Consider the following 25,763-nt stretch of genomic DNA (forward strand, 5'->3'; position numbering starts at 1 on the left):
ATGGCGTAGATGTAGATAAATTTAAAAAAATCAATTTTAAAAAAGATGAAAAAATTATTATTGGTTTTGTAGGAAGAATAGTTAGTCAAAAAAATGTTGAATATATGATTGAGTTAGCAAGAGAATTCAAAAATTTACCTGAGTACAATTTTAAAATAATAGGTGAAATAATTAAAAGAAAAGATAATTATGAATACTATAAAAGTCTTGTTAAAAAGATAAAAGAATACAATCTAAACAATATAGAATTTCTTGATAATATCTCACCGGATAAAGTTCACGCCGCATATAATGACTTTGATTTTACAATCATCCCTTTAAATGATAAAGAGTCGTTTTGCATGGTTGGCATAGAGGCCATGAGCTGTGAGAGTTTTGTTATAGCAAGAGCCAGTGAAGGTAGTAAAGAATACATGGTTGATAATGAAAACTGCAAACTTTTTGATTTTGATAATTTTGCTAAAAAGGTAAAAGAATATATATTAAACTTAAAATATCCAGAAAGACACAGAATAATCTCAAATGCTAGAAAAATGTGTGAGGAAAATTTTTCTTGGGATAAGATCGCCGAGGATATACAAAAATTTTATAAAGAGGTGTTGAGTGATACTTCAAAATAAATCAAATTTGATAACATTTTTAAAAAGTTCAATTCTACTTTTGTTATCTCTTTTTTTGATAGGTCAATATAACGAACACATAACTGCTATTAAAAATTTAGCCATATATTTAGCTCTATTTTTAACATTGATTCTTTTTGCAGTCGATACTAAAAATGTTGTACAAAATATAAAGAACAATGCAAAGAACAATAAAGCTATTTTGTTGCTATTTTTGCTTTTAAATTTATATGTTTTTGGCATATCATTTTTTCCTTATGATGCTACGCAAAATGCAGCACTTTCAGCGCTTAATGAATTTAAAAGAGCGTTTATATTTATTTTTATCGTTCTTCTTTGGCATGATGGTAGCTATAAAAACTCAAAATGGTTATTTTTTGCTATGGTTGCAGCACTTAGTATAGATAATATACATTTTTTTATAAAAGGGATAGAAGATGGCACTCTTTTAAATTTAAAAAATGAAAAAGACCAATGGACGCAACCTATAGATAGATTTTATGCAGGCTTTTTTGATAGTTTATTTATTTTTTCTTTGGTCTCAATATTTTTTATCAAAAATAAATTTTATAAATTTTTTATCATAGTTTTTAACATTATTGTTAGTTTAATTTTTATTTTGCTTACAGGAGCTAGGGGCTCATGGCTTGCGCTTGCTCTAAGTTTGATGGTTCTGTTAGCTCTAACTTTTAAAAATGAAAAAATTAATCTTATAAATAAAAAATCCATGATATTTTGCCTATTTTTACTTGCCGCCTCTGTTTGCGTCTACTATAACTCTACGCTTTTACAATTAAAATTTGCGCAAGGATTTTATACTTCTGGTAGAGGAGATATTTTAACAAAGAGGTTGCCGCTTCTTTTTGGCTCTGATAGAGCTTATATAGGTATCGGCTTTGGCGGTAAACAATATACTAAATTTTTAAATGACAAAAATGTTAACAATGATGACCTTGGTCCAACTGGTGTAGGCGCTGATGGAACTAAGTACCCGCATCATGACGAGCCAGTATTTATCGGTCAGTATTATCATTACGGTGTAGTAGGTACTACTTTTTTTGTTGCACTTGTTTTTTATATGCTTTTTGTCTCCTTTAAAAGGTATTTGTCAAACAACAAATTTTATATAGCAATATTTGGAAGCATACTTTGCTCTTATATATTTAGGGGGCTATTTGAGACCATGTACTTTACTCATCTTTATGTAATGCTTGGTCTTTTTATAGTGTTTTTGTACAAAAACAAGGAGTGATTTATGAAACTATTTTACATATATCCAGAACCAATTCCGCAAGGTAATGCAAGAGAGATAGCAATACTAAATACATTTTTTGAGTTTAGTAATATGTGTGATGCTAAGCTAGTCTTACCGCAGTCTCCTTTAAATTTAAATGAGGTAAATGAGAAATTTGCTTTAAAGCTAAAAGCTAGTGACATATTGTTTGTAAGAAAAAAGATCTTGTTTTTAAAAAGTAATAAAATTTTTAATTTTTTTCTAAAAAAGATAATAAATAACTACTTAAATAAAGATGCAATATTTTATACAAGACATTTGAAGATAGCTAAATTTTTACTAGAAAATAAAATGCCTGATCAAAAGGTTGTATTTGAAGCGCATGAGTGTTTTACCTTGGGCAACAAAGCACTTTATGATATGGAAAAAGAGATACTGCAAAATGCTGATTTTATCTTTTCGCACAATAGCAGTACGCTAAGTGAACTTAGAAAATTTTTTGGCTTACAAATAGCAAATTCAGCGGTTGTTTATAACGGTTGCAAGCAAGATTATGATTTTAAGAAGAAAGATTTTGATTTTTCGAGTATAAACTATTATGGCTCATTCTTGTTATGGAAAGGTCTTGATTTGATGCTAGATTTTGCTTTAAAAACTGACATAAAGCTCGAACTTTATGGTAAAAATAGTGGAAATAGTTTTATAACTTTAAAAAACACTCTCAAAGAAAAAAAGATCGAAGATCTGGTATGCTTTAAAGGATTGCTACCTCAAAATAAAGTTGTAAAAAGTCTTGTTGAAAATAATACTATTTTGATAATACCTAGTGTAAAAAGTGATTATTCGCTTTATAGCACTCCATTAAAGCTTTTTGAATATATGGCAAATTCAAATGTCGTCTTAGCTCCAAATTTCCCACCAGTTGCTGAAATAGTAAAAGATGGCGAAAACGGTTTTTTGTATGAAGCAGGGGATGAAAAAAGTTTAGAAGAAAAATTTAACTACATAAAGACTTTAAGTAATGAAGAGCTAAACAAAATTTCAAAAAATGCCTATGAAAGTATGAGTGAAAATACTTGGCAAAATAGAGCTATAAAAATAATCAAAGAATTAGAAAAGATAAATTAAATTTTAAGTGGATTTAAAAGAAAAAGGGGCGAACGCCCCTGGGGTTATGCAGCTGGATAAACAGATACTTTTTTTCTGTTTTTATCAAGTCTTTCAAATTTTACAAAGCCATCAACTAATGCAAAAATAGTGTGATCTTTGCCAAGACCTACGTTATTTCCAGCGTGAGTTGCTGTTCCTCTTTGGCGGATGATTATATTTCCAGCACGAACGAACTCGCCACCAAATTTCTTAACACCTAATCGGCGTCCGATACTATCACGGTTATTCTGGGTTGAACCTTGACCTTTTTTGTGTGCCATATCTTATCTCCTTAAGCTGCGATACTTACGACTTTTACACGTGTAAATTGTCTTCTAAAGCCGCGTTTTAGTTTTGAGTCTTTACGTCTGCGTTTTTTGTAGATAACTACTTTTTTGTCTTTGCCTTCATTAATGACCTCAAGAACAACTTTTGCACCCTTAACAAATGGCGCACCTACCTTTACTTCGCCGTCATTTACAGCTAAAACTTCTGTAATCTCAACGGTTGATTTAGCTTCAGCACTAAAGTGATCTAGCTTAAGGTACTCGCCCTCGCTAACACGATATTGCTTGCCACCATGCTTAAATATAGCGTATTTTGACATACTCTACCTTTCTAAAATTTGGTAAGACCAAAAAGCACTTTTTTGCAAAAGATTTATGGAGCTTTGTTGGTTGTAAGATGTGAATATTAGCTAAAAGTTTATAAATTCTACTTTAATGCCCCTGATTTTATGATCTCGTCGGCTAAATTTCTTATCATAGATGTATGATCTAAGAAAAATGTTTTGTCATTTGGTAAATGTGGCTGATATATGAGTGTTTTGGCTACTGGCGCGCTTAAGATCACATTTATCAGTTTAAAATCAGGCGGCAAAACAAAATAAAGTTTTGGCTTAGGAATTTCATTTTGAAAGAGCCTTTGTGCGTAAAATTTACTGAAATTTTCATTTTTTGGTAGCTTTATCTCTTTAAAGAGTTCAAGCGGTAAAAAGTAGCGCGCCAAAGCGTGAAGTCCATGCGCAAAAATGTAGAGGCGTTTTTCAAATTTAGGCGCATCTGTCCTGCCAAAAGTGGAGCAAAATTTCTGCAAATGCTCGCTCATAGCGGCCGTATCTTTTTCGTGTAGGGCAAGCACAAATTTAACCGCCTCTCTTTCATTTGCTGGCTTTTTGGACTCTGCAAAGGCGTGAGCCTTTTCTAGAGCAGGGGCAAGTAAATTTTCATCTTGCCAAAGCATCGCCGTGAGTAGATCATGCATAACACATAGAAATTTATAGCCGTTTTTGCTAGGTGGCAGGTCTTTTGGAAAGATACTTGCCATGCTATCTGTGTCACCACAAGCGATAGCAAAAAACGCAGGGATCAGCTTCTCGCACTGGTCATATCCGCCGCTACATCCTGGGAGCAAATTTAACTTAGCGTATTGAAAGATGAGATCATTTAGTACCTCGGCGTCGCCCTCAGCTAGGCACTTTTCAAGGCAAAAGTCGTAGCGTCTAGCTCTTGAAAAAGAGAGTAATCGTATGAGCTCACATAAAAAGTCGTAATCGTTTAAATTTTTCTCTTTTATCTCGGCGTAAATGCTTGCATACTCGTCTAAAAGTAGCTCTTCGTCGCTTTTTGGTGGTTTTTTAGCTTTGAAAATGTTAAATAAGCCTTCTAAAAATGACATTTTGCATCTCCTTATTTTTGCTAATTTTATCCAAAAACGCCTAAAACGGCTTAGTTTTTTGAATTGCAAAATTTAAATTTAGCGGATAGTTTAACCGCATTTTGGCTATAATCGCCCCAAATTTAAGCAACCCTAGGACAAAGATGGCAGGCGAAGATCAGGAAAAAACCGAAGAAGCGACCCCTAAAAAGATAGAAGACGCCAAAAAGGACGGCAACGTCCCCAAAAGTCAGGACCTATCAGGCTTTGTGACCCTAGTTATTGCTATTGGCGTGCTGCTTGCGATGCTAAATTTTATGAAAGATCAGGTCATCTCGCTTTACATCTACTACTCTAAATTTATCGGTCAGCCACTGACTTTGCCAACGGTAAAGATGATCGTTGTAAATACCTTTGGCAGGGCACTTCTGATGATCCTGCCAGTTTGCATCTGCGTCGCGGTTGCTGGCATAATCGCAAATGTAATGCAGTTTGGCTTTATATTTACCACAAAGCCTATAACGCCAAATTTTGGCAAGATAAATCCGCTAAAAGGGCTAAAAAATTTATTTTCTATGAAAAAGGCGATCGAGAGCGTCAAGATCGTCGTTAAAGTAAGCATCGTCTTTGGAGTTGGATTTTACTTTTTCTTGCAGTTTATAAAAGAGCTTCCGCACACGCTCTTTTTTTCTATGTTTGATCAGCTCGCGTGGCTAAAGGAGAAGCTCATTATTCTAGTTAGCGTCATGCTTTTTATACTTTTTGTGATCGGCCTTGCTGACCTGCTTATCGTGCGTTTTCAGTATTTTAAAGACCTTCGCATGAGCAAGCAAGAGATCAAAGACGAGTACAAGCAAATGGAGGGTGACCCGCAGGTTAAGGGCAGGATCCGCCAAGCGCAAATGCGTGCAGCCAAACGCCGAATGATGCAAAATATCCCGCAAGCTGACGTCGTCATAACAAACCCAACTCACTATGCCGTGGCGATCAGATATGACAAAAGCCGTGACGAAGCGCCGATAATACTTGCTAAAGGGGTTGATTTCTTAGCGCTTCAGATAAAAAAGGTAGCGGTTGAAAATGGAGTGCAAATTTATGAAAATCCACCTCTTGCAAGGGAGCTTTATAGAGTTTGCGAGGTCGATGATACGATACCAGCGCATCTTTTTAGAGCTGTGGCTGAAGTGCTAAGCTTTGTTTATATGAGTAATAAGCAGAAATTTCAAGATAAGCTTTAATGAAGAAATTTCTTGCCACCAAAAGGTAGCAAGAAATTTATCTATTATAGATAGCCAAAAGCTGTAGCGAAGATATAGCCAAATATACAAGAGACTAAAACGCCGATAAGTCCTGGCAAGATGAAGCTGTGGTTGATAACAAATTTACCAATGTGCGTTGTACCACTTCTGTCAAACTGAATAGCTGCAAGGTCGCTTGGGTATGTTGGTAGGATGTAGTATCCATAGCAAGCCGGCGCAAAGGCTAGGATTACAGCAGGGTTAACGTCGATGTTTAGTGCTAATGGCACGAATGCAACCAAGGCTGCAGCTTGAGAGTTAACAAATTTAGAGATGATAAGTAGCATAACCGCATAGGTCCAAGGGTGCTCTTTTACGATGCCACCAAGAGCTTCTTTCATCATCGGAGTATGTACTGCAAACATAGTCTCAGCCATCCAAGAGATACCAAATACCGCAACAAGCGCGATCATGCCTGATCTAAAAATCTCGTTTTTACCGATCTTGCTAGCATCTGTTGGAGTAAATATCAAGATGATGGCACCTGTTAAAAGCATGAAAATTTGGATAACATGAACCATGCTTAGGCTCTTTGAAGAGGCCAGTTTGTTGCTTATGTTGATATAAGCGCCTTGAAATTCCTCTTTTGCACCTTTTTCATTTATATATGTTACTGCACCATCAGCTGTGCGAGTAAGAGTTTGTGTGCCGTCTTTGCCGACAATTTTCACTGATTGAGCTTTTTGGTTTGCATTTAGTTTGTCGTTTGAAACTTTTAACTCAGCAGCTTCTGTTTGGATGCTTGCGTCTTTTATCTTTAAGGTTTTTAAGACTTTTTGCTCAGTTGGAAGGTTTGCTACTATTTGAACGACTGTTGCGTCTTTGTAAGTAGTCCAGCTTGGGCGAAGATCTTTAAAGTATCCAAGAAGTGCGACTACAAGGATAGAGCCTAAAAATATCCACATTGCAGCCCATTGGTGCATAGGAAGTTTTTTGCCTAGAAGTGTTGCGCTATCGCCATAAACGTATTTTTTAAACTCAGGGTCTTGAAGTTTTGCTTGAAAGACTTTGTCTTTATCAAGATCTTTGCCTCTAAACCAGCTAAAAATACCTATCGCCAAAACGCCACAAAATGTTGATGGGATAGTGATCTTTAAAAGGTCCAAATATCCATCAAAACCAGCTAAGTGAGTTTTAGCGTTGATAAGAAAGCTAGTAAGGGTTACAACAGCGACTGAAACTGGGCTAGCGATGATACCCATTTGTGAAGCTATCGAGCTTGCAGCCATAGGACGCTCTGGGCGGATGCCGTTTTTGATAGCGATGTCATAAACGATAGGAAGCACAGTATAAACAACGTGTCCAGTTCCGCATAAAATAGTAAGCGTACATGTTACAAATGGAGCTAGGATACTTACATATTTTGGATTTTTTCTAAGTATGGTTTCTGCTATTTGAAGCATAACGTCAAGACCGCCACTAGCTTGAAGTGTAGCACTAGCCACAACAACGGCTAAAATGGTTAGCATAACATCGATAGCAGGCTTGCCAGGCTCGATGTTAAATCCAAAAACTAAAACTATAAGACCGATACCGCCTAGCATACCAAGCGCTATACCGCCTTTTTTAGCTCCGTAGAACAAACAGATAAGGACGATGAGAAGCTGGATAGCAAACTGCACGCCTTCACTTAAATTCATGAGAAAATCCATGAAACCTCCTAAGTTAAATGTAAATTTAATGTTGATTATATCTCTTATGAATTGAGATTAAACTTATATTTTAAGATTAATTTGACAAAAGCGAGAGTTTTGCATTATATGAAAGCTTGCTGATGGGTCATCTTGGTCTAAATTTTTATATCATCGCCACTCTTTCTAAATTTGTAAATTTTACTTTGTATAAACTATAAAATCTAAATTTTTCATGCTTTGTTTTTAAAAATTATTAATATAAAAATTTAAGTTTTATTTTATATACTTGTAAAAAGTTGCGAGGCGCTATCATCTGTGTTAAAATCTACGAGATAAATTTAAAGGGATAAATTTGAGAGAAAATACAAAAGAAGCGATATCTTTACCTATAAACAAAAGCAAATTTAGCAAAAATAAAAGAGTAATCTGGTCGGTGACTGGCGTTATTATTTTGGCGATGGAAATTTATATTGCGATTTTTATTAAAGGTGGTTTTGTAAGACATTATATTGGCGATGTGCTAGCTACTGCGATGCTTTATGCGTTTGGGCGAGCTATATTTAGGGTGGCTCCTATAAATTTAGCCATTTGCGTCTTTGTCATTTCGCTTTTTATAGAAGTCGCGCAATATCTCAAAATTCTTGAAATTTTAGGTGTGAAAAGCTCAATATTGCGGATAATTTTTGGTGGGACATTTGACTGGACGGACATTATTTGTTACTTAGCTGGCTGCATTTTAGCTTATCTGTTTGAAAATTTATCTATGCAAAAAAGCAAAGCTTGGTAAATTTAGATACCTATTCATATATGCTTTTTATTTTAAAATCAAATTTGACTAGCTCGATCAAATTTAAATGAGTTAGCCAAAATTTGCTCTATTTTAGCTCGCCCCAGTTTTTGGCGATATTTAGCGATGTTTTAAGTGGCACATTTAACGTGTAAATTTCTTCCATCGTCTTTTGTGTCGTTTCTCCAAATTCCTGCGCAAACTCATCTTTTACTTCAAATATTAGCTCGTCATGGATCTGAAGCAGCATTTTTGCGTTTTCATCTAAATTTGCTCTAACTTTTACCATCGCCATCTTGACAAGATCCGCCGCAGAGCCTTGAAAGACCGTATTTACTGCCTCGCGCTCAAACATTGCTATTTGCATAGGTGTGGCGCTTTTAAAGTCAAAGTAGCGCTTTCTGCCAAGCAGTGTCTGCACAAAGCCATCGTTTTTAGCTGAAATTTTTATGCTCTCCAAAAACTCTTTGATCGTCTCAAACGCCTTAAAATAGCGCTCTATATACTCTTTTGCCTCGGCTCTTGTGATATTTACTTGATTAGCGAGCTTGCTTGAGCCCATGCCGTAAATGAGGCCAAAATTTATACTCTTTGCCACGGCTCTATTTTGCCCGTCACTGCTACCAAATATGCTAATAGCCGTCCTTGCGTGGATATCCTCGTCATTTTTAAACGCCTCAAGAAGCGCTGGATCACGGCTAAAGTGAGCTAGTAGCCTAAGCTCGATCTGGCTGTAGTCAAGCCCCACAAAACTATACCCTTCTCGCGCCTCAAAGCACTCTCTGACATCCTTTGCGAGACTGCCACGAGCCGGGATATTTTGCAAATTTGGATTTTTGCTTGATAGCCTGCCGGTACTCGTGCCAGTTTGCAAAAAGCTCGTGTAAATTCGTGAGCCCTCGTCCTTTTTGGCAAGCGCTAAAAGTGGCTCGCAGTAGGTGCTTTGCAGTTTATATAGCTCTCTGTAAGCCAAAATTTTTTCAATCACCGGATGAGCGTCTATGAGCTCAGCTAGCACGCTCTCATCGGTGCTATATCCTGTTTTTGTCTTCTTTTTGGTTGGAAGTTTTAGATGCTCAAAAAGTATGACGCCAAGCTGTTTTACGGAGTTTATGTTGAAATTTTCGCCGCTTAGCTCGTAAATTTCACTTGTTAGCGCCTTTAGTTTGGTGTCGTTTTCAAGGATGAGCTTTTGCATCTTAGCTTCGTTTATCTTGATGCCGTTTTGCTCCATGTCAAAAAGCGTTAGGATAAAAGGAAACTCGTGCGTGTCGGCAAGGGCTAGTAAATTTGGATCAAGCGTGTTTTGAAAAGTTTTATAAAATTTAAGCGTTATCCAAGCATCCTCAGCGGCGTATTTTGCGGCATTTTCTAGCGGTACATCGCCAAAAGTCTGCCCCTTTTTGACCACATCTTCAAATTTGATCGTGTCGTAGTCATATAGCCTCTTTGCTAGCGCGTCCATGCCCACACTTGAGTTTGGATCGCTAAGCCACGCAAGTATCATCGTGTCTTTGAAATTTACAGGCGGATTTAGCCCAAGGTTGTTTTTTACTATCTCAAAGTCATATTTTAAATTTTGTCCGATCACGCAGCCTTTATAAATTTGCCCTACCGCCCAAGTGGCAAATTTTAGGTCTATTTGCTTTGGCGCGCCTAGGTAGTTGTGAGCTACTGGCACGTAGTAGGCGTCCTCGTCGTTAAAGCAAAAGCTAAAGCCAACGATCTTTGCGCTCTTGCTATCAACACCCGTGGTCTCGGTGTCAAAGGCGACGATGGTCTCTGGCGTGATGTCGGCAAGCAGTTTCTCAACACTCGCTTCATCAAGTAGTAAATTTGCTCTAAAACCAAGCTTAAATTCAGCATTTTCTTCTTTTTGCAAGCTCTTAAGAAGCCTGTTTAGATCGTACTCTTTTAAAATTTCTGAGATGTTTATCAAAGGATTTTGCTCTGGGAATTTAGAGTGCTCAAGATCAAGCGAAGTGATCGCGTCATCAAAGAGCGTGGCTAGTTTTTTGCTCAAAAATGCCTCGTCTCTTGCGACTGCTAGCATATTTTTGGTGCGCTCGTTTCTAAGAAGGGCTAAATTTTCATAAATTCCCTCCAAGCTGCCATACTCGGCCAAAAGCTTCTTAGCTCCCACTGCGCCGATACCTTTGACGCCTGGGATATTATCAGAGCTATCTCCTGCGATCGCTAAAAAGTCCCTCACTTGCGCTGGATAGACGCCATACTTTTCAAAGCAGCTAGCGCTATCGTGATCGATCTTACTTTGTGGGCTGTAGATGCTTACTTTGCCGTCCTCTATGAGCTGGTAAAGGTCTTTATCATGCGTGACTATTCGCACAAATATATGTTTATCTTTGCAAATTTTAACCGCACTTGCGATGATGTCATCAGCCTCGTAGCCCTCGCGGCTAAGGCTGTAAAGCCCCATTTTTTCTATCATATCTATACAAACTGGCAGCTGCTCTTTTAGCTGAGCTGGCGGCTCGCTCCTGTTGGCCTTGTATTCGCCCAAAATTTCGTGGCGCAGGGTCTTGCCCTTGCTATCAAGTGCGAAGATGAGGTAGTCACTTTGGTACTCGTCTTTTAGACTCGCTATGAAATTTGCAAAGCCACTTATCATGCCACTTGGTTTGCCCTCGCGATTTTTAAGCCCGCTCATAGCGTAGTAAAGCCTAAAAAAGAAGCCAAAAGTATCAATAATCGTAAGTGTTTTCATTCTCTATCCTTTTGCGCCATTTTATGAAATTTAGGCAAAAAATTGGCTGATTTTCTAAATTTATAAGATGCTAAAAACAAAGTGAGATTTTAAACGCAAAACAAATTTTAATCATTTAAAAGATATAATCTCGCCTAAAATTCAAACTAAATAATAGATAAATTTAAGGTAAAAAATGTTTATAGATAGCGTGAAATTAACCCTAAGCTCAGGGCATGGCGGAGCTGGTGCAGTAAGCTTTCGTCGCGAAAAGCATGTCATTTTAGGCGGTCCAGACGGCGGAGATGGCGGTGACGGCGGAGATGTCTATTTTGTCTGCGACAACAACACCCACACACTGGCAAACTACAAGGGCAAAAAGGCGATGAGAGCGAGCGACGGCGAGGCTGGCATGGGCAGACGTATGACTGGCAAAAAGGGCGAGAGCTTAGAGCTCATCGTGCCACCAGGAACGGCGGTCTATGACGCACAGACAAACGAGCTGCTTTGCGACATGGTAAATGAGGGGCAAAGGACGCTATTTTTAAAAGGCGGCAAGGGCGGACTTGGAAATTTCCACTTTAAAAACTCTATCAACCAAGCCCCAGAATACGCTCAAAAGGGCATGCCAGAAGAGAGCGTAGAGGTCAGGCTCGAGCTAAAGCTAATAGCTGACGTGGGCCTTGTTGGCTTTCCAAATGTTGGCAAATCAACCCTCATCTCAGCCGTCTCAAACGCCAAGCCACAGATCGCAAACTACGAATTTACCACACTTACGCCAAAGCTCGGACTTGTCGAGGTCGATCAGTTTAGCGGCTTTGTCATGGCTGATATCCCTGGCATCATCGAGGGAGCGAGCGACGGACGCGGCCTTGGCGTGCAGTTTTTAAAGCACATCGAGAGAAATAAAATTTTGCTTTTTATGATAGATAGTGCAAATTACAGAAGCATGAGCGAGCAGTTTAGCGTGCTAAAAGAAGAGGTGGCTAAATTTTCAAGTGTGCTTGCTAGCAGGGACTATGCTATCGCCATAACAAGAGTCGATGCGGCGGAAAATTTAGATGAAAATATAAAAGAATTTATGAAAAACATAAATTTAGAGCCAAAACAAGTTGGTAAATTTGTCTATAAGCAAGACCTATACAGCTTTGACGCCAAAAAACCATACTTTGTTTTGCCGATCTCTTCAGCGACAAATGAGAACATCGACGAGCTTAAATTTGCACTGCTTGAGCTGCTAAAAAAAGAGCTTTAAACTTAAAAAATTAAGAAGATAAAATGAAGAAAATTTTTTGCATTGTGCTATTTTGCCTTAGCGCATATAGCTGCGAGCCAGCCGATCCAGCATATATGTTTTTGGATTTTAATGATATTGACCGCGACGGCACGCTAAATTTAGATGAGTGGAGAGCATGTAAGGCGCCATCAGCGCTAAAAATAGCACCAGATCTATGCACTAGTGAGGAATTTAAGAGGCTTAGTCACAACGGTAAAATTAGTGTTGATGAGCTAAGAAGTTTATTGTTTCAAAAGATTAGTTGGCAGAAAGATCCTTGCGCCTTTTGGCTGAAGGGTAGCCAAAACCTAGATCAAAATAAAAGTCGTTGAAATTTAAAGGAAAGTGATGAATGTAGTTTTTATGGGGACGCCTGATTATGCGGTTAGGATACTTAGGCACCTAAAAGAAGCTGGCTTTAATATAAAAGCAGTCTTTACCCAGCCTGATAAGCCAGTTGGCAGAAAGCAAATTTTAACCCCAAGCGAGGTCAAAATTTACGCGCAAAATGAGCTTTTAAGCGTGCCAGTCTTTACACCAAATACGCTAAAAGATGAGGCGGTAGTTGCCGAGCTAAAGGCACTTGAGCCTAAATTTATCGTGGTGGCAGCTTATGGTAAAATTTTGCCTAAGAGTGTGCTTGACGTGGCGACTTGTATAAATTTGCACGCTTCAATCTTGCCAAAATATAGAGGCGCAAGCCCCATTCAAAGCGCGATCCTAGCAGGCGAGAAGCAAACTGGCGTCACAGCTATGCTAATGGACGCTGGGCTTGACACTGGCGATATGCTAGACTTCATCTACACGCCTTGCGAGAGCAAGATGTCGAGCGAGCTTTTTAGTGAGCTAGGCGAGCTTGGTGGCGAGCTAATCGTAAAAGTGCTTAAAAATTTTGAAAATTTAAAGCCACAAAAACAAGACGACGCGCAGGCCTCGCACTGCAAAAAGATAAGTAAAAGCGACGGGCTTTTTAGCTTTGATGAAGAGGCGAGGCAAATTTATAATAAATTTCGTGCGCTCACACCTTGGCCAGGGCTTTATCTGGCAAGTGGGCTAAAAATTTTATCGCTTGAGCTAAGCGACAAAAGTGGCAAAAGCGGAGAAATTTTAAGCGTAGAAAAAGACCACGTTGTGGTTGCTTGCAAGGGTGGGGCGGTCAAAATTTACGAGCTTCAAGAACCAAGCAAAAAGCCAACAAACGCAAAAGCATATATAAATGGTAAGCGCCTTAGCGTTGGCGATGAATTAAAATAAATTTAAAGGAGCGGTTATGAAAAATGCGCTAAGTATAGCAGGGGTTGATCCAAGTGGCGGAGCTGGAGTTTTAGCTGATATAAAGGTCTTTATAGCACACGGCGTATATGCGATGGGAGCGATCACGGCGGTCACTGCTCAAAATACAAAGGGCATATTTGGCATGCAGCTAGTTGAGCCAAAGCTCATCGAGGATCAGATAAAAGCGATATTTGATGATATAAGAGTTGATGTGATAAAAATAGGCGTTGTCCCAAGCGTTGAGATCATCAAAAGCGTCGCAAAAACGCTAAGAGAGATGAAAAATTTACCACCAGTCGTGCTTGATCCTGTCATGAGCTGTAAAAATGGCGACATCTGGCTAGAGGGCACTGCAAAAGACGCGATCGTGGAGGAGCTTTTCCCACTTGCGAGCGTGATCACGCCAAATATCTTTGAAGCGCGCGAAATTTTAAAGCGTGAGCTAAAGGGCGAGAGCGAGCTAAAAGAGGCTTGCAAGGATCTTTTGAAATTTGGTACAAAGAGCGTCTATCTAAAGTGTGGCGAGATAGAAGGCAAGTCGCTTGATATATTTTATGATGGCAGTGAGTATGAAATTTTTAGTGATGAGCGTATAAAAACGACTGCGACACACGGTTCAGGCTGCTCACTATCAAGTGCGATCGCTTCAAATTTAGCAAATGGGCTTAGTCTAAAAGAGAGCGTGAAAAACGCGCACGATTATATCTTTAACGCTATCAAAAACGCGGTCATCATCGGCGGCGGACAAAATCCAGTAAATCACTTCTATAAATTTAAGGTGTGATTTGAAGGTTGAGTTTATCCAAAGCCTGCCTTCGACGCAGGAATTTTTGATAGACGCCCTAAAAAACGGCGAGATAAAGCCTCCGCACATGGTCGTGGCGTATAATCAAACAAAAGGAGTCGGCAGTCGTGGCAACAGCTGGGAGGGACTTGGCGGAAATTTATTTATGTCATTTTGCATAAGCGAAGATGAGCTGCCAAGCGACATACCTCCGCCCTCGATCTCGATATATTTTTCTATGTTGATGCGTGAAGTCTTGAGTGAGCTTGGCTCAAAGTGCTGGCTAAAATGGCCAAATGATTTTTACGTGGACGAGCGTAAAATAGGCGGTACTTTGACAAATAAAGTGGATGAAATTTACATTTGTGGCATGGGGATAAATTTAGCTAGTGCGCCTGAAAATGCGGGCATTTTAGACATAAAAGCTAGCGTAGATGAGCTAGTTTGGGGCTTTGTTAGCATGCTTGATAAAAAGATTTTATGGAAGCCAATTTTTAGCAAATTTAGGATAGACTTTTGCAAGTCAAAAAGTTTTATTACGCATATTGCAAATAGAGCTGTTTCGCTTCAGGATGCTGAAATTTGCGAGGATGGAGCGATATTATTAAATGGGGAAAAGGTATATTCGTTAAGATGAGCGAGATAATAACAATAGCTAACCAAAAAGGCGGCGTTGGCAAGACCACAACAGCCGTAAATTTAGCCGCATCACTGGCGGTTGCTGAAAAAAAAGTATTATTAATAGACATCGATCCACAGGCAAATGCGACGACAGGACTTGGTTTTAGCAGAAGCGACTACGAGTTTAACATCTATCACGTCTTAACAGATAGGAAAAAGCTCTCACAAATAGTGCTAAAAACTGAGATCCCAACGCTTTTTCTAGCTCCGTCAAACATCGGACTTGTCGGCATCGAGCAAGAATTTAACGACCAAAGCAAGGACTATAAACTAATCCTTAAAAACAAAATTTCAGAAGTTGTAGATGACTATGATTTTATCATCATCGATAGTCCTCCAGCACTTGGCAGCATCACGATAAATGCTCTTAGTGCAAGCGATAGTGTGATCATCCCTATCCAGTGCGAATTTTACGCACTTGAGGGCTTGGCGCAGATCCTAAACACTGTAAAGATCATCAAAAAAACGATAAATCCAAAGCTAAATATAAAGGGCTTTTTGCCAACTATGTTTAGCTCGCAAAACAATCTCTCAAAAGAGACCATTGCAAATTTAAAGCAGCATTTTGAAAATAAGCTCTTCAAGAGCAAGGACGGTAAGGACGAATTTGTAGTCGTCCCAAGAAACGTCAAACTTGCTGAAAGCCCAAGTTTTGGCAAGCCTGTGATACTTTATGATATAAAATCACCAGGCTCGATCGCATATCAAAATTTGGCATATTGTATTTTAAACTAAAAAATAAGGAAAAAAATGGCGAAAAAAGGTGGATTAGGGCGCGGACTTAGCGCGATACTTGAAGATGTAGAGCAGGCCTACAGCAAAGAGATCGCAAATTTAAACGACTCTGAGATAGTCGAAGAGATAAATATAGATGAAATTTTGCCAAACCCATACCAACCAAGAACGCATTTTGACGAAGAGGCTTTAAAAGAGCTAAGTGCCAGTATCAAAAGACACGGACTAATACAACCAATAATCGTTATCAAAAAAGATGACGGCTATATGCTAATAGCTGGTGAGCGTAGATACCGCGCTACAAAGATGCTTGGAGCAAGCAAGATAAAGGCTATCATCGCTGATATCAAGTCTCAAAATTTAAGAGAGCTTGCGCTTATTGAAAACATCCAACGTGAAAATTTAAATCCAATCGAACTTGCAAAGTCATATAAAGAGCTCATAAACGAGTATAAGATCACACAAGATGGTCTAGCAAATATCATCCACAAGAGCAGAACTCAGATAACAAATACGATGAGGCTTTTGCTGCTTAGCGACTACACGCAAAAACTTTTACAAGAAGATAAGCTCACGCAAGGCCACGCTAAAGTCATCGTAGGACTTAGTAGCGAAGAAGAAAGAATGGTTGTTGATACGATCATTGGACAAAAACTAAGTGTTAGAGATACAGAAATTTTAGTAAAAAAGATAAAAAATAAAGAAGAAGTAAAAGAGCCAAAGCCTCAAATTTCAGAAGAAATGAGCAAAAAATTATCAAATTTACAAGAAATTTTTAAAAATCTAAAGATAAAGACGAAAGTAAAATCTAAAAATTTAATATTAGAATTTAGCGATATTTCGCAGGTAGAAGAATTTATCGCTAAGCTAAAATAGAATTACAAATTTATTTTTATTTTTAGTAATTTATTGTAAAATCAGACTTTGATTTGAATATTAAATAAAACTTAATAACAAAATAAGGAGAGTGGATGTTAGAAATAGATGTGCCATTGATGCTTTTAACGGCTATCGTTCTCTTTGTCTTGATCGCCATTTTAAATCCTTTGCTATACAAGCCAATGCTTAAATTTATAGATGACAGAAATGCCTCTATAAAAAATGACGAAGAGAGCACTAGCAAAAATGCAAGCGACTTAAGCGTTCATGAAAAAGAGATCGAAGAGATCATGCAAAATGCAAGATCTGAGGCTAACAAAATAAGACAAGAGGCCTTAAATTTGGCAAAAGAAGAGTCTTTAAAAGAGATAAATGCGGTAAAAAGTAGTTTAGAGGCTGATTATAATGAGTTTTTAAACGCTTTAAGCTCTCAAAAAGATAGCCTAAAGGCAGATCTATCAGCTAAACTACCTGAGCTTAGAGCAGCTTTAAATGCTAAGCTCTCTAAAATTTAAAGGAAATTTATGAAGATAAAAATTTTATTTTTTCTAGCACTTCCATTTCTAGCATACGCTAGCGAGCATGGTGGAACAAACTACGACATAGTCGAGAGAACGCTAAACTTCTTACTTTTCTTTGCTATTTTGGTCTATTTTGCTGCTAAGCCACTAAAAGCTCTTTATCAAAGCAGGATCGATAGGATCGCAAATAAGCTTGAGAGCATCCAAGAGAAGCTTCGTGAGTCAAAAGCTAAAAAAGATGACGTTTTAAAGCGTGTAGAAGAGGCTAAGCAAAATGCAAATGCTCTAATAGAAACTGCGAAAAAAGAGGCTGTAAATTTAGCTGCTAAAGTTAAAAAAGAGGCTCAAAACGATATCGCAAATATCGAAAAAGGCTACAAAGAGCAAAAAGAATTTGAAGAGCGCAAGATGACAAAAGGCGTTGTAAATGAAATTTTGAGCGACATTTTCTCAAGCGATAGCCTAAGAGTCGATCAAAAAGAGCTTGTAAATATCATACTTAAAAAGGTTAGCTAATGAATGAAGTAGTAGCTAAAAAATACGTAAAGGCGATCTTAAGCGACGTAAAGTCTAATGAGCTTAATGCATTTGTCGAAAATTTATCAGAGCTAGCTGCTGCTTTTGCTAGCGATAAATTTAAAAGCATTATAAGTTTGCCGACATTAAAGGCTTCACAAAAGGTTGAATTTGTACTATCTTTGGTTAAAAATCAAGATGCTAAATTTGCAAATTTTATAAAGCTTCTTGGTGCAAACAAAAGGCTAGAGCTTATACCTGCGATACTAGATGAGATGAAGATAGAGCAATCTTTACTTGAAAATACATATCGCGGCGAGGTTGTTGGAAATTTTGATCTAAGCGCTGAGCAGCTAAAAGCTTTGGAAGAGAATTTCTCTAAGAAATTTAACTCTAAGATCAAACTTGATGGCTCAAAGAGCGATTACAACGGTGTAAAAGTTGAGTTAGACGATTTAGGTGTCGAGGTAAATTTTTCTATCGACAGACTAAAAAGTCAAATGAGTGAATATATATTAAAAGCAATTTAAAAAGGAGTGAAAGCGTGAGTGCAAAAATTAAAGCTGACGAAATTAGCACGATAATCAAAGAGCGTATTGAAAATTTTGATTTAAGTGTTGATGTAGAAGAGACCGGTAAAGTCATCTCAGTCGCTGATGGCGTTGCTAACGTTTATGGTTTGAAAAACGTTATGGCTGGTGAGATGGTTGAGTTTGAAAGCGGCGAAAAGGGTATGGCTCTTAACCTTGAAGAGAGCAGTGTTGGTATAGTTATCCTTGGAAAAACTAGCGGCATTACAGAAGGAAGCTCTGTAAAAAGACTAAAAAAACTTCTACGTGTGCCAGTTGGCGACGCATTGATCGGCCGTGTTGTAAATTCACTCGGTGAGCCAATAGACGCAAAAGGGCCAATCGAAGCTACTGAATCTCGCTTCGTCGAAGAAAAAGCAAAAGGTATCATGGCAAGAAAAAGCGTTCATGAGCCACTTCAAACAGGTATCAAAGCTATCGACGCACTTGTGCCAATCGGTAGAGGTCAAAGAGAGTTAATCATCGGCGACCGCCAAACTGGTAAAACAACAGTTGCTATCGATACTATCATCAACCAAAAAGGTCAAGATGTCATTTGTATCTACGTAGCTATCGGTCAAAAACAATCAACCGTTGCCCAAGTCGTTAAAAAACTTGAAGAATATGGTGCTATGGACTACACGATAGTTGTAAATGCTGGTGCTAGTGACGCAGCTGCGCTTCAATACCTTGCCCCATACGCTGGCGTAACAATGGGTGAATACTTTAGAGATAACTCTCGCCACGCATTAATCATCTATGATGACTTGTCAAAACACGCGGTTGCTTACCGTGAGATGTCTTTGATCCTAAGAAGACCACCAGGCCGTGAAGCTTATCCAGGCGACGTTTTCTACCTTCACTCAAGGCTTCTAGAAAGAGCAAGTAAGCTAAATGACGCGCTAGGTGCGGGATCTTTAACAGCTCTACCTATTATCGAGACTCAAGCGGGCGACGTTTCTGCTTATATTCCAACAAACGTTATTTCAATTACAGATGGTCAGATTTTCCTTGAGAGTGACCTATTTAACTCAGGTATCCGCCCAGCGATCAACGTTGGTCTTTCTGTATCTCGTGTCGGTGGTGCAGCTCAGATCAAAGCTATCAAACAAGTTTCTGGTACGTTAAGACTAGACCTTGCTCAGTACCGCGAGCTACAAGCATTTGCTCAGTTTGCAAGTGACCTTGACGAGAGCTCAAGAAAACAACTAGAGCGTGGCCAAAAGATGGTTGAAGTGCTAAAACAACCTCCATATTCTCCACTTCCAGTTGAAAATCAAGTAGTTATCATATTTGCTGGTGCTAAGGGCTATTTAGATGACGTTGCAACTACAAATGTAACAAAATTTGAAGCTGAGCTATATCCATATATCGAGGCAAAGTACCCTGAAATTTTCGAGCAAATCAGAACTAAAAAAGTTCTTGATAAAGAAGTAGAAGAAAATTTACATAAAGCGTTGAAAGATTTTAAAGCGACTTTTGCCGCGAACTAGGGCTAAGATATGTCAAATTTAAAAGATATAAAACGAAAGATTAAGAGCGTCCAGAATACTCAAAAGACAACGCGTGCGATGAAGCTTGTTTCAACAGCAAAGCTTCGCAAAGCTGAAGAGGCTGCACGCTACTCTAGAGTTTATGCACTTAAGATCAATGAGGTTTTATCAGAGATAGCTTATAAGATCAATCAATACGCTTCAGTTATGACTGAGAGCAAATTTTTTAACACAACAAAGAGTGTAGAAAAGGTTGATATTATATTTGTTACCGCTGATAAAGGGCTTTGCGGTGGCTTTAATGTCCAGACTATAAAGACAGTTAGGCGCATGATCGATGAGCTAAAAGCCAAAAAGATTAAAGTTAGACTAAGAGCTGTTGGTAAAAAAGGCATTGAATTTTTCAATTTCCAAGGCGTTGAACTACTTGAGACTTATGTCGGAGCTAGCTCTTCTCCTACTTATGAAAAAGCTCAAAAGATCATAAAAGATGCCATTGATGACTTTACAAACGGCATAACAGATAAAGTAGTGCTAATACACAATGGCTATAAAAATATGATTTCTCAAGAGATTAGAGTAAATGATATTGTGCCTATTGAGCCGTCTAAGATAGTTGCGGTAGAGACAAATTCTTTGATGGAATTTGAGCCAGAAGACAACTATACTAAGATTATGGATGAATTGCTCAATAAATATTTTGAGTATAGTATGTATTATGCTTTAGTTGACTCTTTAGCGGCTGAGCACAGCGCTAGAATGCAAGCTATGGATAATGCAACAAACAATGCTAAACAACGCGTCAAACAGTTAAATCTTGCTTACAACAAAGCAAGACAAGAGTCTATTACCACTGAGCTTATCGAGATTATCAGTGGTGTTGAATCAATGAAATAAAAGGAGTATGAATGAAGGGTGTTATTAGTCAAGTTATGGGCCCTGTGGTCGATGTTGACTTTAATGACTACTTGCCGAAGATCAATGAAGCTATCGAAGTTTTCTTTGAGGTTGAGGGCAAGAAACATAAACTAATATTAGAAGTTGCTGCTCACCTAGGTGATAATAGAGTTAGAACTATCGCTATGGATATGAGTGAGGGTCTGACTCGTGGCTTAGAGGCTAAAGCGCTTGGTGCACCTATAAGCGTGCCGGTTGGCGAAAAAGTTTTGGGTAGAATTTTTAACGTAGTTGGCGATTTGATCGACGAGGGCGAGGGTATAAATTTTGATAAGCACTGGTCTATCCACCGCGATCCTCCTCCATTTGAAGAGCAAAGTACAAAGAGTGAAATTTTTGAAACTGGTATCAAGGTAGTTGATCTTCTAGCTCCTTATGCAAAGGGTGGTAAAGTAGGTCTATTTGGTGGTGCTGGTGTTGGTAAAACGGTTATTATTATGGAGCTTATCCACAACGTTGCGTTTAAACACAGTGGTTATTCTGTATTTGCAGGCGTTGGTGAGAGAACTCGTGAAGGAAACGACCTTTATCACGAAATGAAAGAAAGTAACGTTTTGGATAAAGTTGCCTTGTGCTATGGCCAAATGAACGAGCCACCAGGAGCAAGAAACCGTATCGCGCTAACTGGTCTTACAATGGCTGAGTACTTCCGTGATGAGATGGGACTTGACGTTTTGATGTTTATCGATAACATCTTCCGTTTCTCTCAATCAGGTGCAGAGATGTCAGCTCTACTTGGACGTATCCCATCAGCTGTTGGTTATCAGCCAACTCTTGCAAGTGAAATGGGTAAATTCCAAGAGAGGATCACATCAACTAAAAAAGGTTCGATTACCTCTGTTCAAGCTGTTTATGTTCCAGCTGACGACCTTACAGACCCGGCTCCTGCGACTGTTTTTGCTCACCTTGATGCTACGACAGTTCTTAACAGATCGATTGCAGAAAAAGGTATCTATCCGGCTGTTGATCCGCTTGATTCTACTTCAAGAATGCTCGATCCTCAAATTTTAGGAGCAGATCACTATAAAGTAGCTCGAGGCGTTCAAGCTGTGCTTCAAAAATATAAAGACCTTCAAGATATCATCGCTATCCTTGGTATGGACGAGCTTAGCGAAGAAGATAAGCTAACGGTTGATAGAGCAAGAAAGATAGAGAGATTTTTATCTCAACCATTCTTCGTTGCGGAAGTATTTACAGGTAGCCCTGGTAAATACGTAAGTCTTGATGAAAATATCGCTGGCTTTAAGGGAATTTTAGAAGGTAAATATGATCATTTACCTGAAGCAGCATTTTATATGGTCGGAAATATAGATGAGGCTTTAGCTAAAGCTGAGAAACTTAAGGCTTAAATTTAAAAAGGAAGCGTAATGGATAAATTACATTTAGAGATCGTAACTCCTCAAGGTCAGATATTTAATGATGACGTGAGTAGTGTAGTGCTTCCAGGTAGCGAGGGTGAGTTTGGTGTATTGCCAAACCACGCCTCATTAATATCTCTTTTAAAAGCAGGTATTATAGATATAGAAGATAAGCATAAAAAGCATGATGTAGTTGCTATCAACTGGGGCTATGCAAAGATCGACGAAGGCAAAGTAGTAATACTAGCTGACGGTGCAGTCTATGTCTCTGGCAACAGCGAAAGCGAGCTTGCAAATTCATTGGAAGCTGCTAGAAATTTGATAGAGAGTATGAGTAGTGATACAAATGCTTTTGCAGCAACTATATCAAAAATGGAAAATGTAGTGAGAGCAAGATAAGTGGGCGGAATAGATATATTTTTAAATTACATTCAAAGAAGTAGTTTTATTACAATTATAGTTTTAACTTGGTTGTCAATATATTTTATAGTTAGTTTTACAATTCTTTTTTCAAGAATGGCTGGCATAGGAGCTTGGCAAAAACGCGAGCAAAATGCGCTTGAAGCACTACTTATGGGCGCTAAGAATATACCAAATGACTCGTCTTTAAAGAAATGTGCAAGCGGTAGAATTTCAAAAGAAAAGCTAAATGTTTGCATAAGTATTGCTGAAAAAAATGCTACAAGTGGGCTTACATGGCTTAGTGTAATAGCTTCTACTTCTCCATTTATCGGTCTTTTTGGAACAGTCGTATCTATCTTGGAGACATTTTCACAGCTAGGAAATGGTGCAGGTTCATCTCTTGGAGTTATAGCCCCAGCTATTTCAGAAGCGCTTGTCGCTACCGGATGTGGAATTTTTGTTGCCATCCCAGCATATACATTTAACTTGCTTATAAAAAGAAAAGCTTATGAATTAATGAGCGTTATCGAGCGTCAAGCTGACGTTATGATAGCACTTAAAAAAGATGACGAGACGTTATAGATGGCTCTTAAATTTGACGACGAAACACCAGAGTTAAACATAACGCCTCTTGTTGATATCATGCTTGTTTTGTTGGCTATTTTAATGGTTACAATGCCAACTATAACATATCAAGAAGATATAACATTGCCAGATGGCTCAAAGGCAAAAACATCTACGTCTAAACAAAAAGATCTTATAGTGTCTATAAATGCACAAGGACAAGTTAGGATAGATCAAAGTATAATGAGCCTCGCTGAACTCCCAGATAATATTGCGCTGATGAGTGCAAAATATGACAAAACCTCGCCTATATACATAAAGGCTGATAAAAATTTAAAATACGATGATGTTATGTTTGTTTTAAAGACTTTAAAAGGTGCTGGTTTTAATAAAGTAGCTTTAGAGACAAACGGTTAAGATGCCTAATAAAGTTAAATTTCCAACGCTTAGTTCGTTTTTTGTAGCGTTTTGTATTTACATTATCATTGTGCTTGCTTTGTTTATAAAGCTTACTTTTTTTAGCGAACCTCCTAAAAAATACACTGATGACAAAGATGCTATTATGGATGTAGTTATGGTTGATAGAGAAGTTGATCAAACCATAAAAGCGCCAAAACAAGCAAAAGAGGTCGTAAAAGAGACCAAACCAGAACCTAAAAAAGAGTCAGAAGAAGATAAACAAGAGACCACAAATAAGCCTGTTGTGCCAGATGAGCCATTGCCAACCCCAAGCTTACCAACTCCTCCAAAAGAAGAGCCTAAACCTGAGCCTAAAAAACCAGAACCAAAGCCTGAAATTCCAAAACCTAGCGAAGAGCCTAAAGAGGATGTCAAGCCAGAGCCTAAACCTGAGCCTAAACCTACACCAAAGCCAGTTGAAAATCCAAAACCAAAAGAGCCAAATATAAAAGACCTTTTTAGTGACATAGACTCAACTAAGCTTAAAAAAGATGATGGCATAAAAAAGGCTGAAAATAAAGTGCAAAGCCGCAAAAAAAGCGAGGCTTCTAGCTCAAAAGCTGCAAAAGAGGCTAGCGATATAATCAAGAGTTTAAAGATAGATCAAAACCCAACAGCTCCAAAGTCACAAATGACTGGTACTTATGATCCATTGATGGGAGCCATAACAAAACAAATTCAAAGAAGATGGCAAAGCTATAAAGCTGACTCTGCAAATATAGCTAAGGTAAAAGTCATGATAGATCAAAGTGGAAATTTCAGCTATGAAATTTTGGAACTATCATACAATGAAGAGTTTAATGCAAAGGTTAGAGAGTGCCTGGAAAAGCTTACTGCAGAGAAATTTCCATTTAATCCAGATAAGAGCACTACTTTTGATTTAAGTTTAGAAGATAGAATAGACAAAAAATTATAAATTTACGGAGTAGAGATGAAGAAAATTTTTCTTTTTTTGTGCGTTGCTCTAGGGCTTTATGCTGCTGATGCGACCATATCTGTTATAAACCAAGGTGTTGCTTTGCCAAAGATAGCTTTGCAAGATGCAACTACAGCTGTTAGTGATGCAGGCTTTAGAGATAAATTCTTTAAGATCATGCTAGGCGACTTGAAAGTTAGCTCTGACTTTGAGGTTATCGAAGATCACGTGCCTTCAAGCTACGAAGGAACAGCAGCTACAAATACAATGAGCGACAAAGGTGTTGAGCTTATCTTTAGATATGCTCTTGAGGGTTCTATGGGCTCACCTCTTACTTTAAGAGTAAAACTCATCGATGCAAAGACTGCAACTACAAGGTATGAGAGAGTATATAACATGCCTGATGGTGCGAAGTATCCTTTTTTAGCACACAAAAGTATAGTTGAGCTAACAAACGAGCTAAATTTACCACCAGTTGGCTGGATGGAGAAATTTATCATCCTAGCAAAATACACTTCGGCTCGCCAAAGCTCTATTATAGTGGCTGATTACACGCTTACATATCAAAAGACAATCGTAAGCGGTGGTCTAAACATCTTCCCTAAATGGGCAGGCGCTGATCAAAGTAAATTTTACTATACATCTTATGTGAATAACAAACCAACTTTGTTTAGATATGACCTAAATTCAGGCACAAAAACGAAGATAATCGACAGCGTTGGTATGCTTATAGCTTCAGATGTTAGCAAAGATGGAAGCAAAATTTTATTAACTATGGCTCCAAAAGATCAGCCAGATATTTTTATCTATAACACAGGTAGTAAGAATTTAACTCAGATAACAAACTATCCAGGCATTGACGTAAATGGAAATTTTGTAGATAATGACAGCAGAATAGTTTTTGTCTCAGATAGACTTGGATATCCAAACATCTTCGCAACACCTGCAACCTCAGGCGGAAGTGTTGAGCAAATGGTATTTCATGGCAAAAACAACAACTCAGTAAGCACTTTTGAAAACTATGTAGTTTATTCAAGTAGAGAGGCTAGTGGTGGCTTTAATATCTATCTGATCTCAACTCAAACAGATTTTATCCGTCAGCTTACAGCAAATGGTAAAAATAACTATCCAAGATTTTCAAGTGATGGTCAAAGTGTCGTATTTATCAAAGAACTTGGCGGTCAAAGCTCGCTTGGCGTTGTTAGATTAAATGAGAACAGAAGTTTCCAATTTCCACTAAAAGTAGGTAAAATTCAATCTATTGATTGGTAATATTCTGATAATATTTAAAAAAAA

General features: G+C 38.2%; 28 protein-coding genes. 23 read left to right on the forward strand and 5 right to left on the reverse strand.

Features of this window, described 5'->3' with window-relative positions:
- From F3G88_RS03240 to F3G88_RS03250, 3 genes are all read left to right on the forward strand, one after another.
- On the forward strand, positions 1 to 620 hold a 620-nt coding region (locus tag F3G88_RS03240; RefSeq protein ID WP_149715933.1), incomplete at its 5' end, for a glycosyltransferase family 4 protein.
- Positions 604 to 1,872 carry an O-antigen ligase family protein gene (locus F3G88_RS03245; protein ID WP_149715345.1) on the forward strand — a complete coding sequence of 423 codons (1,269 nt, stop codon included), beginning with the start codon at positions 604 to 606 and terminating at the stop codon, positions 1,870 to 1,872. The genes F3G88_RS03240 and F3G88_RS03245, both read left to right, overlap by 17 nt.
- Before the next feature lie 3 nt (positions 1,873 to 1,875).
- Positions 1,876 to 2,982 (forward strand): glycosyltransferase, encoded by a 1,107-nt coding sequence (locus tag F3G88_RS03250; RefSeq protein WP_149715346.1) that lies wholly within the window; start codon positions 1,876 to 1,878, stop codon positions 2,980 to 2,982.
- Positions 2,983 to 3,026: 44 nt separating this feature from the next.
- Here the strand turns inward: F3G88_RS03250 and rpmA are convergent, their stop codons facing one another.
- The 3 genes from rpmA to F3G88_RS03265 all read right to left on the reverse strand — a co-directional run bounded on the left by rpmA (position 3,027) and on the right by F3G88_RS03265 (position 4,680).
- Complete coding sequence (rpmA, locus tag F3G88_RS03255) at positions 3,027 to 3,284, reverse strand: 50S ribosomal protein L27 (protein ID WP_002942569.1); 258 nt, start codon at positions 3,282 to 3,284, stop codon at positions 3,027 to 3,029.
- Between the two features lie 11 nt (positions 3,285 to 3,295).
- A complete protein-coding gene (gene rplU, locus F3G88_RS03260) occupies positions 3,296 to 3,610 on the reverse strand; it encodes a 50S ribosomal protein L21 (RefSeq protein WP_054196211.1) in 315 nt (104 codons plus the stop codon).
- 107 nt (positions 3,611 to 3,717) lie between these two features.
- Positions 3,718 to 4,680, reverse strand: a complete 963-nt coding sequence (locus F3G88_RS03265) for a hypothetical protein (RefSeq protein WP_103573400.1) — start codon at positions 4,678 to 4,680, stop codon at positions 3,718 to 3,720.
- A gap of 143 nt (positions 4,681 to 4,823) precedes the next feature.
- On the opposite strand from F3G88_RS03265, the gene flhB reads away from it, so the two are divergent.
- Complete coding sequence (gene flhB / locus F3G88_RS03270) at positions 4,824 to 5,897, forward strand: flagellar biosynthesis protein FlhB (protein WP_002942594.1); 1,074 nt, start codon at positions 4,824 to 4,826, stop codon at positions 5,895 to 5,897.
- A gap of 44 nt (positions 5,898 to 5,941) precedes the next feature.
- Here flhB and F3G88_RS03275 read toward each other — a convergent pair whose 3' ends face one another.
- Positions 5,942 to 7,609 (reverse strand): anaerobic C4-dicarboxylate transporter, encoded by a 1,668-nt coding sequence (locus tag F3G88_RS03275; RefSeq protein ID WP_149715347.1) that lies wholly within the window; start codon positions 7,607 to 7,609, stop codon positions 5,942 to 5,944.
- Between the two features lie 334 nt (positions 7,610 to 7,943).
- Between F3G88_RS03275 and F3G88_RS03280 the strand changes: the two genes are divergently transcribed.
- On the forward strand, positions 7,944 to 8,378 hold the full coding sequence (locus F3G88_RS03280) for a ribosomal maturation YjgA family protein (protein ID WP_223228722.1): 435 nt from the start codon (positions 7,944 to 7,946) through the stop codon (positions 8,376 to 8,378).
- Between the two features lie 88 nt (positions 8,379 to 8,466).
- On the opposite strand, the gene polA is transcribed toward F3G88_RS03280, so the two are convergent.
- Positions 8,467 to 11,103, reverse strand: coding sequence for a DNA polymerase I (gene polA / locus F3G88_RS03285; RefSeq protein ID WP_149715348.1), 2,637 nt, complete (start codon positions 11,101 to 11,103; stop codon positions 8,467 to 8,469).
- Positions 11,104 to 11,278: 175 nt separating this feature from the next.
- Here polA and obgE point away from each other — a divergent pair, with 175 nt between their 5' ends.
- From obgE to tolB, 18 genes are all read left to right on the forward strand, one after another.
- The gene (gene obgE / locus F3G88_RS03290) at positions 11,279 to 12,337 is read left to right on the forward strand and encodes a GTPase ObgE (RefSeq protein WP_149715349.1); all 1,059 of its coding nucleotides are present in this window, start codon (positions 11,279 to 11,281) and stop codon (positions 12,335 to 12,337) included.
- Positions 12,338 to 12,360: 23 nt separating this feature from the next.
- Complete coding sequence (locus F3G88_RS03295) at positions 12,361 to 12,690, forward strand: EF-hand domain-containing protein (RefSeq protein WP_149715350.1); 330 nt, start codon at positions 12,361 to 12,363, stop codon at positions 12,688 to 12,690.
- A 16-nt stretch (positions 12,691 to 12,706) separates the two neighbouring features.
- Positions 12,707 to 13,612: a methionyl-tRNA formyltransferase gene (fmt, locus tag F3G88_RS03300; protein ID WP_149715351.1), complete on the forward strand. Its 906-nt coding sequence runs from the start codon at positions 12,707 to 12,709 to the stop codon at positions 13,610 to 13,612.
- A 16-nt stretch (positions 13,613 to 13,628) separates the two neighbouring features.
- Complete coding sequence (gene thiD / locus F3G88_RS03305; RefSeq protein ID WP_107850174.1) at positions 13,629 to 14,417, forward strand: bifunctional hydroxymethylpyrimidine kinase/phosphomethylpyrimidine kinase; 789 nt, start codon at positions 13,629 to 13,631, stop codon at positions 14,415 to 14,417.
- Between the two features lies 1 nt (position 14,418).
- On the forward strand, positions 14,419 to 15,054 hold the full coding sequence (locus F3G88_RS03310; protein WP_149715352.1) for a biotin--[acetyl-CoA-carboxylase] ligase: 636 nt from the start codon (positions 14,419 to 14,421) through the stop codon (positions 15,052 to 15,054).
- Positions 15,051 to 15,833: a ParA family protein gene (locus F3G88_RS03315; protein ID WP_012001330.1), complete on the forward strand. Its 783-nt coding sequence runs from the start codon at positions 15,051 to 15,053 to the stop codon at positions 15,831 to 15,833. The genes F3G88_RS03310 and F3G88_RS03315 overlap by 4 nt, the downstream gene beginning before the upstream one ends.
- Positions 15,834 to 15,848: 15 nt before the next feature.
- A complete protein-coding gene (locus F3G88_RS03320; RefSeq protein WP_103558860.1) occupies positions 15,849 to 16,709 on the forward strand; it encodes a ParB/RepB/Spo0J family partition protein in 861 nt (286 codons plus the stop codon).
- Between the two features lie 95 nt (positions 16,710 to 16,804).
- Positions 16,805 to 17,227, forward strand: coding sequence for a FoF1 ATP synthase subunit B' (locus F3G88_RS03325; RefSeq protein WP_103573408.1), 423 nt, complete (start codon positions 16,805 to 16,807; stop codon positions 17,225 to 17,227).
- Positions 17,228 to 17,236: 9 nt separating this feature from the next.
- Positions 17,237 to 17,749 (forward strand): F0F1 ATP synthase subunit B, encoded by a 513-nt coding sequence (locus tag F3G88_RS03330; protein ID WP_103573409.1) that lies wholly within the window; start codon positions 17,237 to 17,239, stop codon positions 17,747 to 17,749.
- Positions 17,749 to 18,279, forward strand: coding sequence for a F0F1 ATP synthase subunit delta (locus F3G88_RS03335; protein WP_002939419.1), 531 nt, complete (start codon positions 17,749 to 17,751; stop codon positions 18,277 to 18,279). Before F3G88_RS03330 ends, F3G88_RS03335 begins: the two co-directional genes overlap by 1 nt.
- Positions 18,280 to 18,293: 14 nt before the next feature.
- Positions 18,294 to 19,811 carry a F0F1 ATP synthase subunit alpha gene (gene atpA, locus F3G88_RS03340; protein WP_103573410.1) on the forward strand — a complete coding sequence of 506 codons (1,518 nt, stop codon included), beginning with the start codon at positions 18,294 to 18,296 and terminating at the stop codon, positions 19,809 to 19,811.
- 9 nt (positions 19,812 to 19,820) lie between these two features.
- On the forward strand, positions 19,821 to 20,708 hold the full coding sequence (gene atpG, locus F3G88_RS03345) for an ATP synthase F1 subunit gamma (protein WP_002939426.1): 888 nt from the start codon (positions 19,821 to 19,823) through the stop codon (positions 20,706 to 20,708).
- An 11-nt stretch (positions 20,709 to 20,719) separates the two neighbouring features.
- Positions 20,720 to 22,117, forward strand: a complete 1,398-nt coding sequence (gene atpD / locus F3G88_RS03350; RefSeq protein WP_002939420.1) for a F0F1 ATP synthase subunit beta — start codon at positions 20,720 to 20,722, stop codon at positions 22,115 to 22,117.
- Between the two features lie 18 nt (positions 22,118 to 22,135).
- Positions 22,136 to 22,525, forward strand: coding sequence for an ATP synthase F1 subunit epsilon (gene atpC / locus F3G88_RS03355; protein ID WP_002939398.1), 390 nt, complete (start codon positions 22,136 to 22,138; stop codon positions 22,523 to 22,525).
- The gene (locus tag F3G88_RS03360; protein ID WP_009294341.1) at positions 22,526 to 23,110 is read left to right on the forward strand and encodes a MotA/TolQ/ExbB proton channel family protein; all 585 of its coding nucleotides are present in this window, start codon (positions 22,526 to 22,528) and stop codon (positions 23,108 to 23,110) included.
- Entirely contained in the window at positions 23,111 to 23,509 is a 399-nt protein-coding gene (locus F3G88_RS03365; RefSeq protein ID WP_021093459.1) for a biopolymer transporter ExbD, read from the forward strand.
- A 1-nt stretch (position 23,510) separates the two neighbouring features.
- Entirely contained in the window at positions 23,511 to 24,467 is a 957-nt protein-coding gene (locus F3G88_RS03370; protein ID WP_103573412.1) for a TonB C-terminal domain-containing protein, read from the forward strand.
- Between the two features lie 15 nt (positions 24,468 to 24,482).
- A complete protein-coding gene (tolB, locus tag F3G88_RS03375; protein WP_103573413.1) occupies positions 24,483 to 25,739 on the forward strand; it encodes a Tol-Pal system protein TolB in 1,257 nt (418 codons plus the stop codon).
- Positions 25,740 to 25,763: the final 24 nt, after the last annotated feature.

Source organism: Campylobacter concisus (genome assembly GCF_902460675.1).
Taxonomy (GTDB): domain Bacteria; phylum Campylobacterota; class Campylobacteria; order Campylobacterales; family Campylobacteraceae; genus Campylobacter_A; species Campylobacter_A concisus_AJ.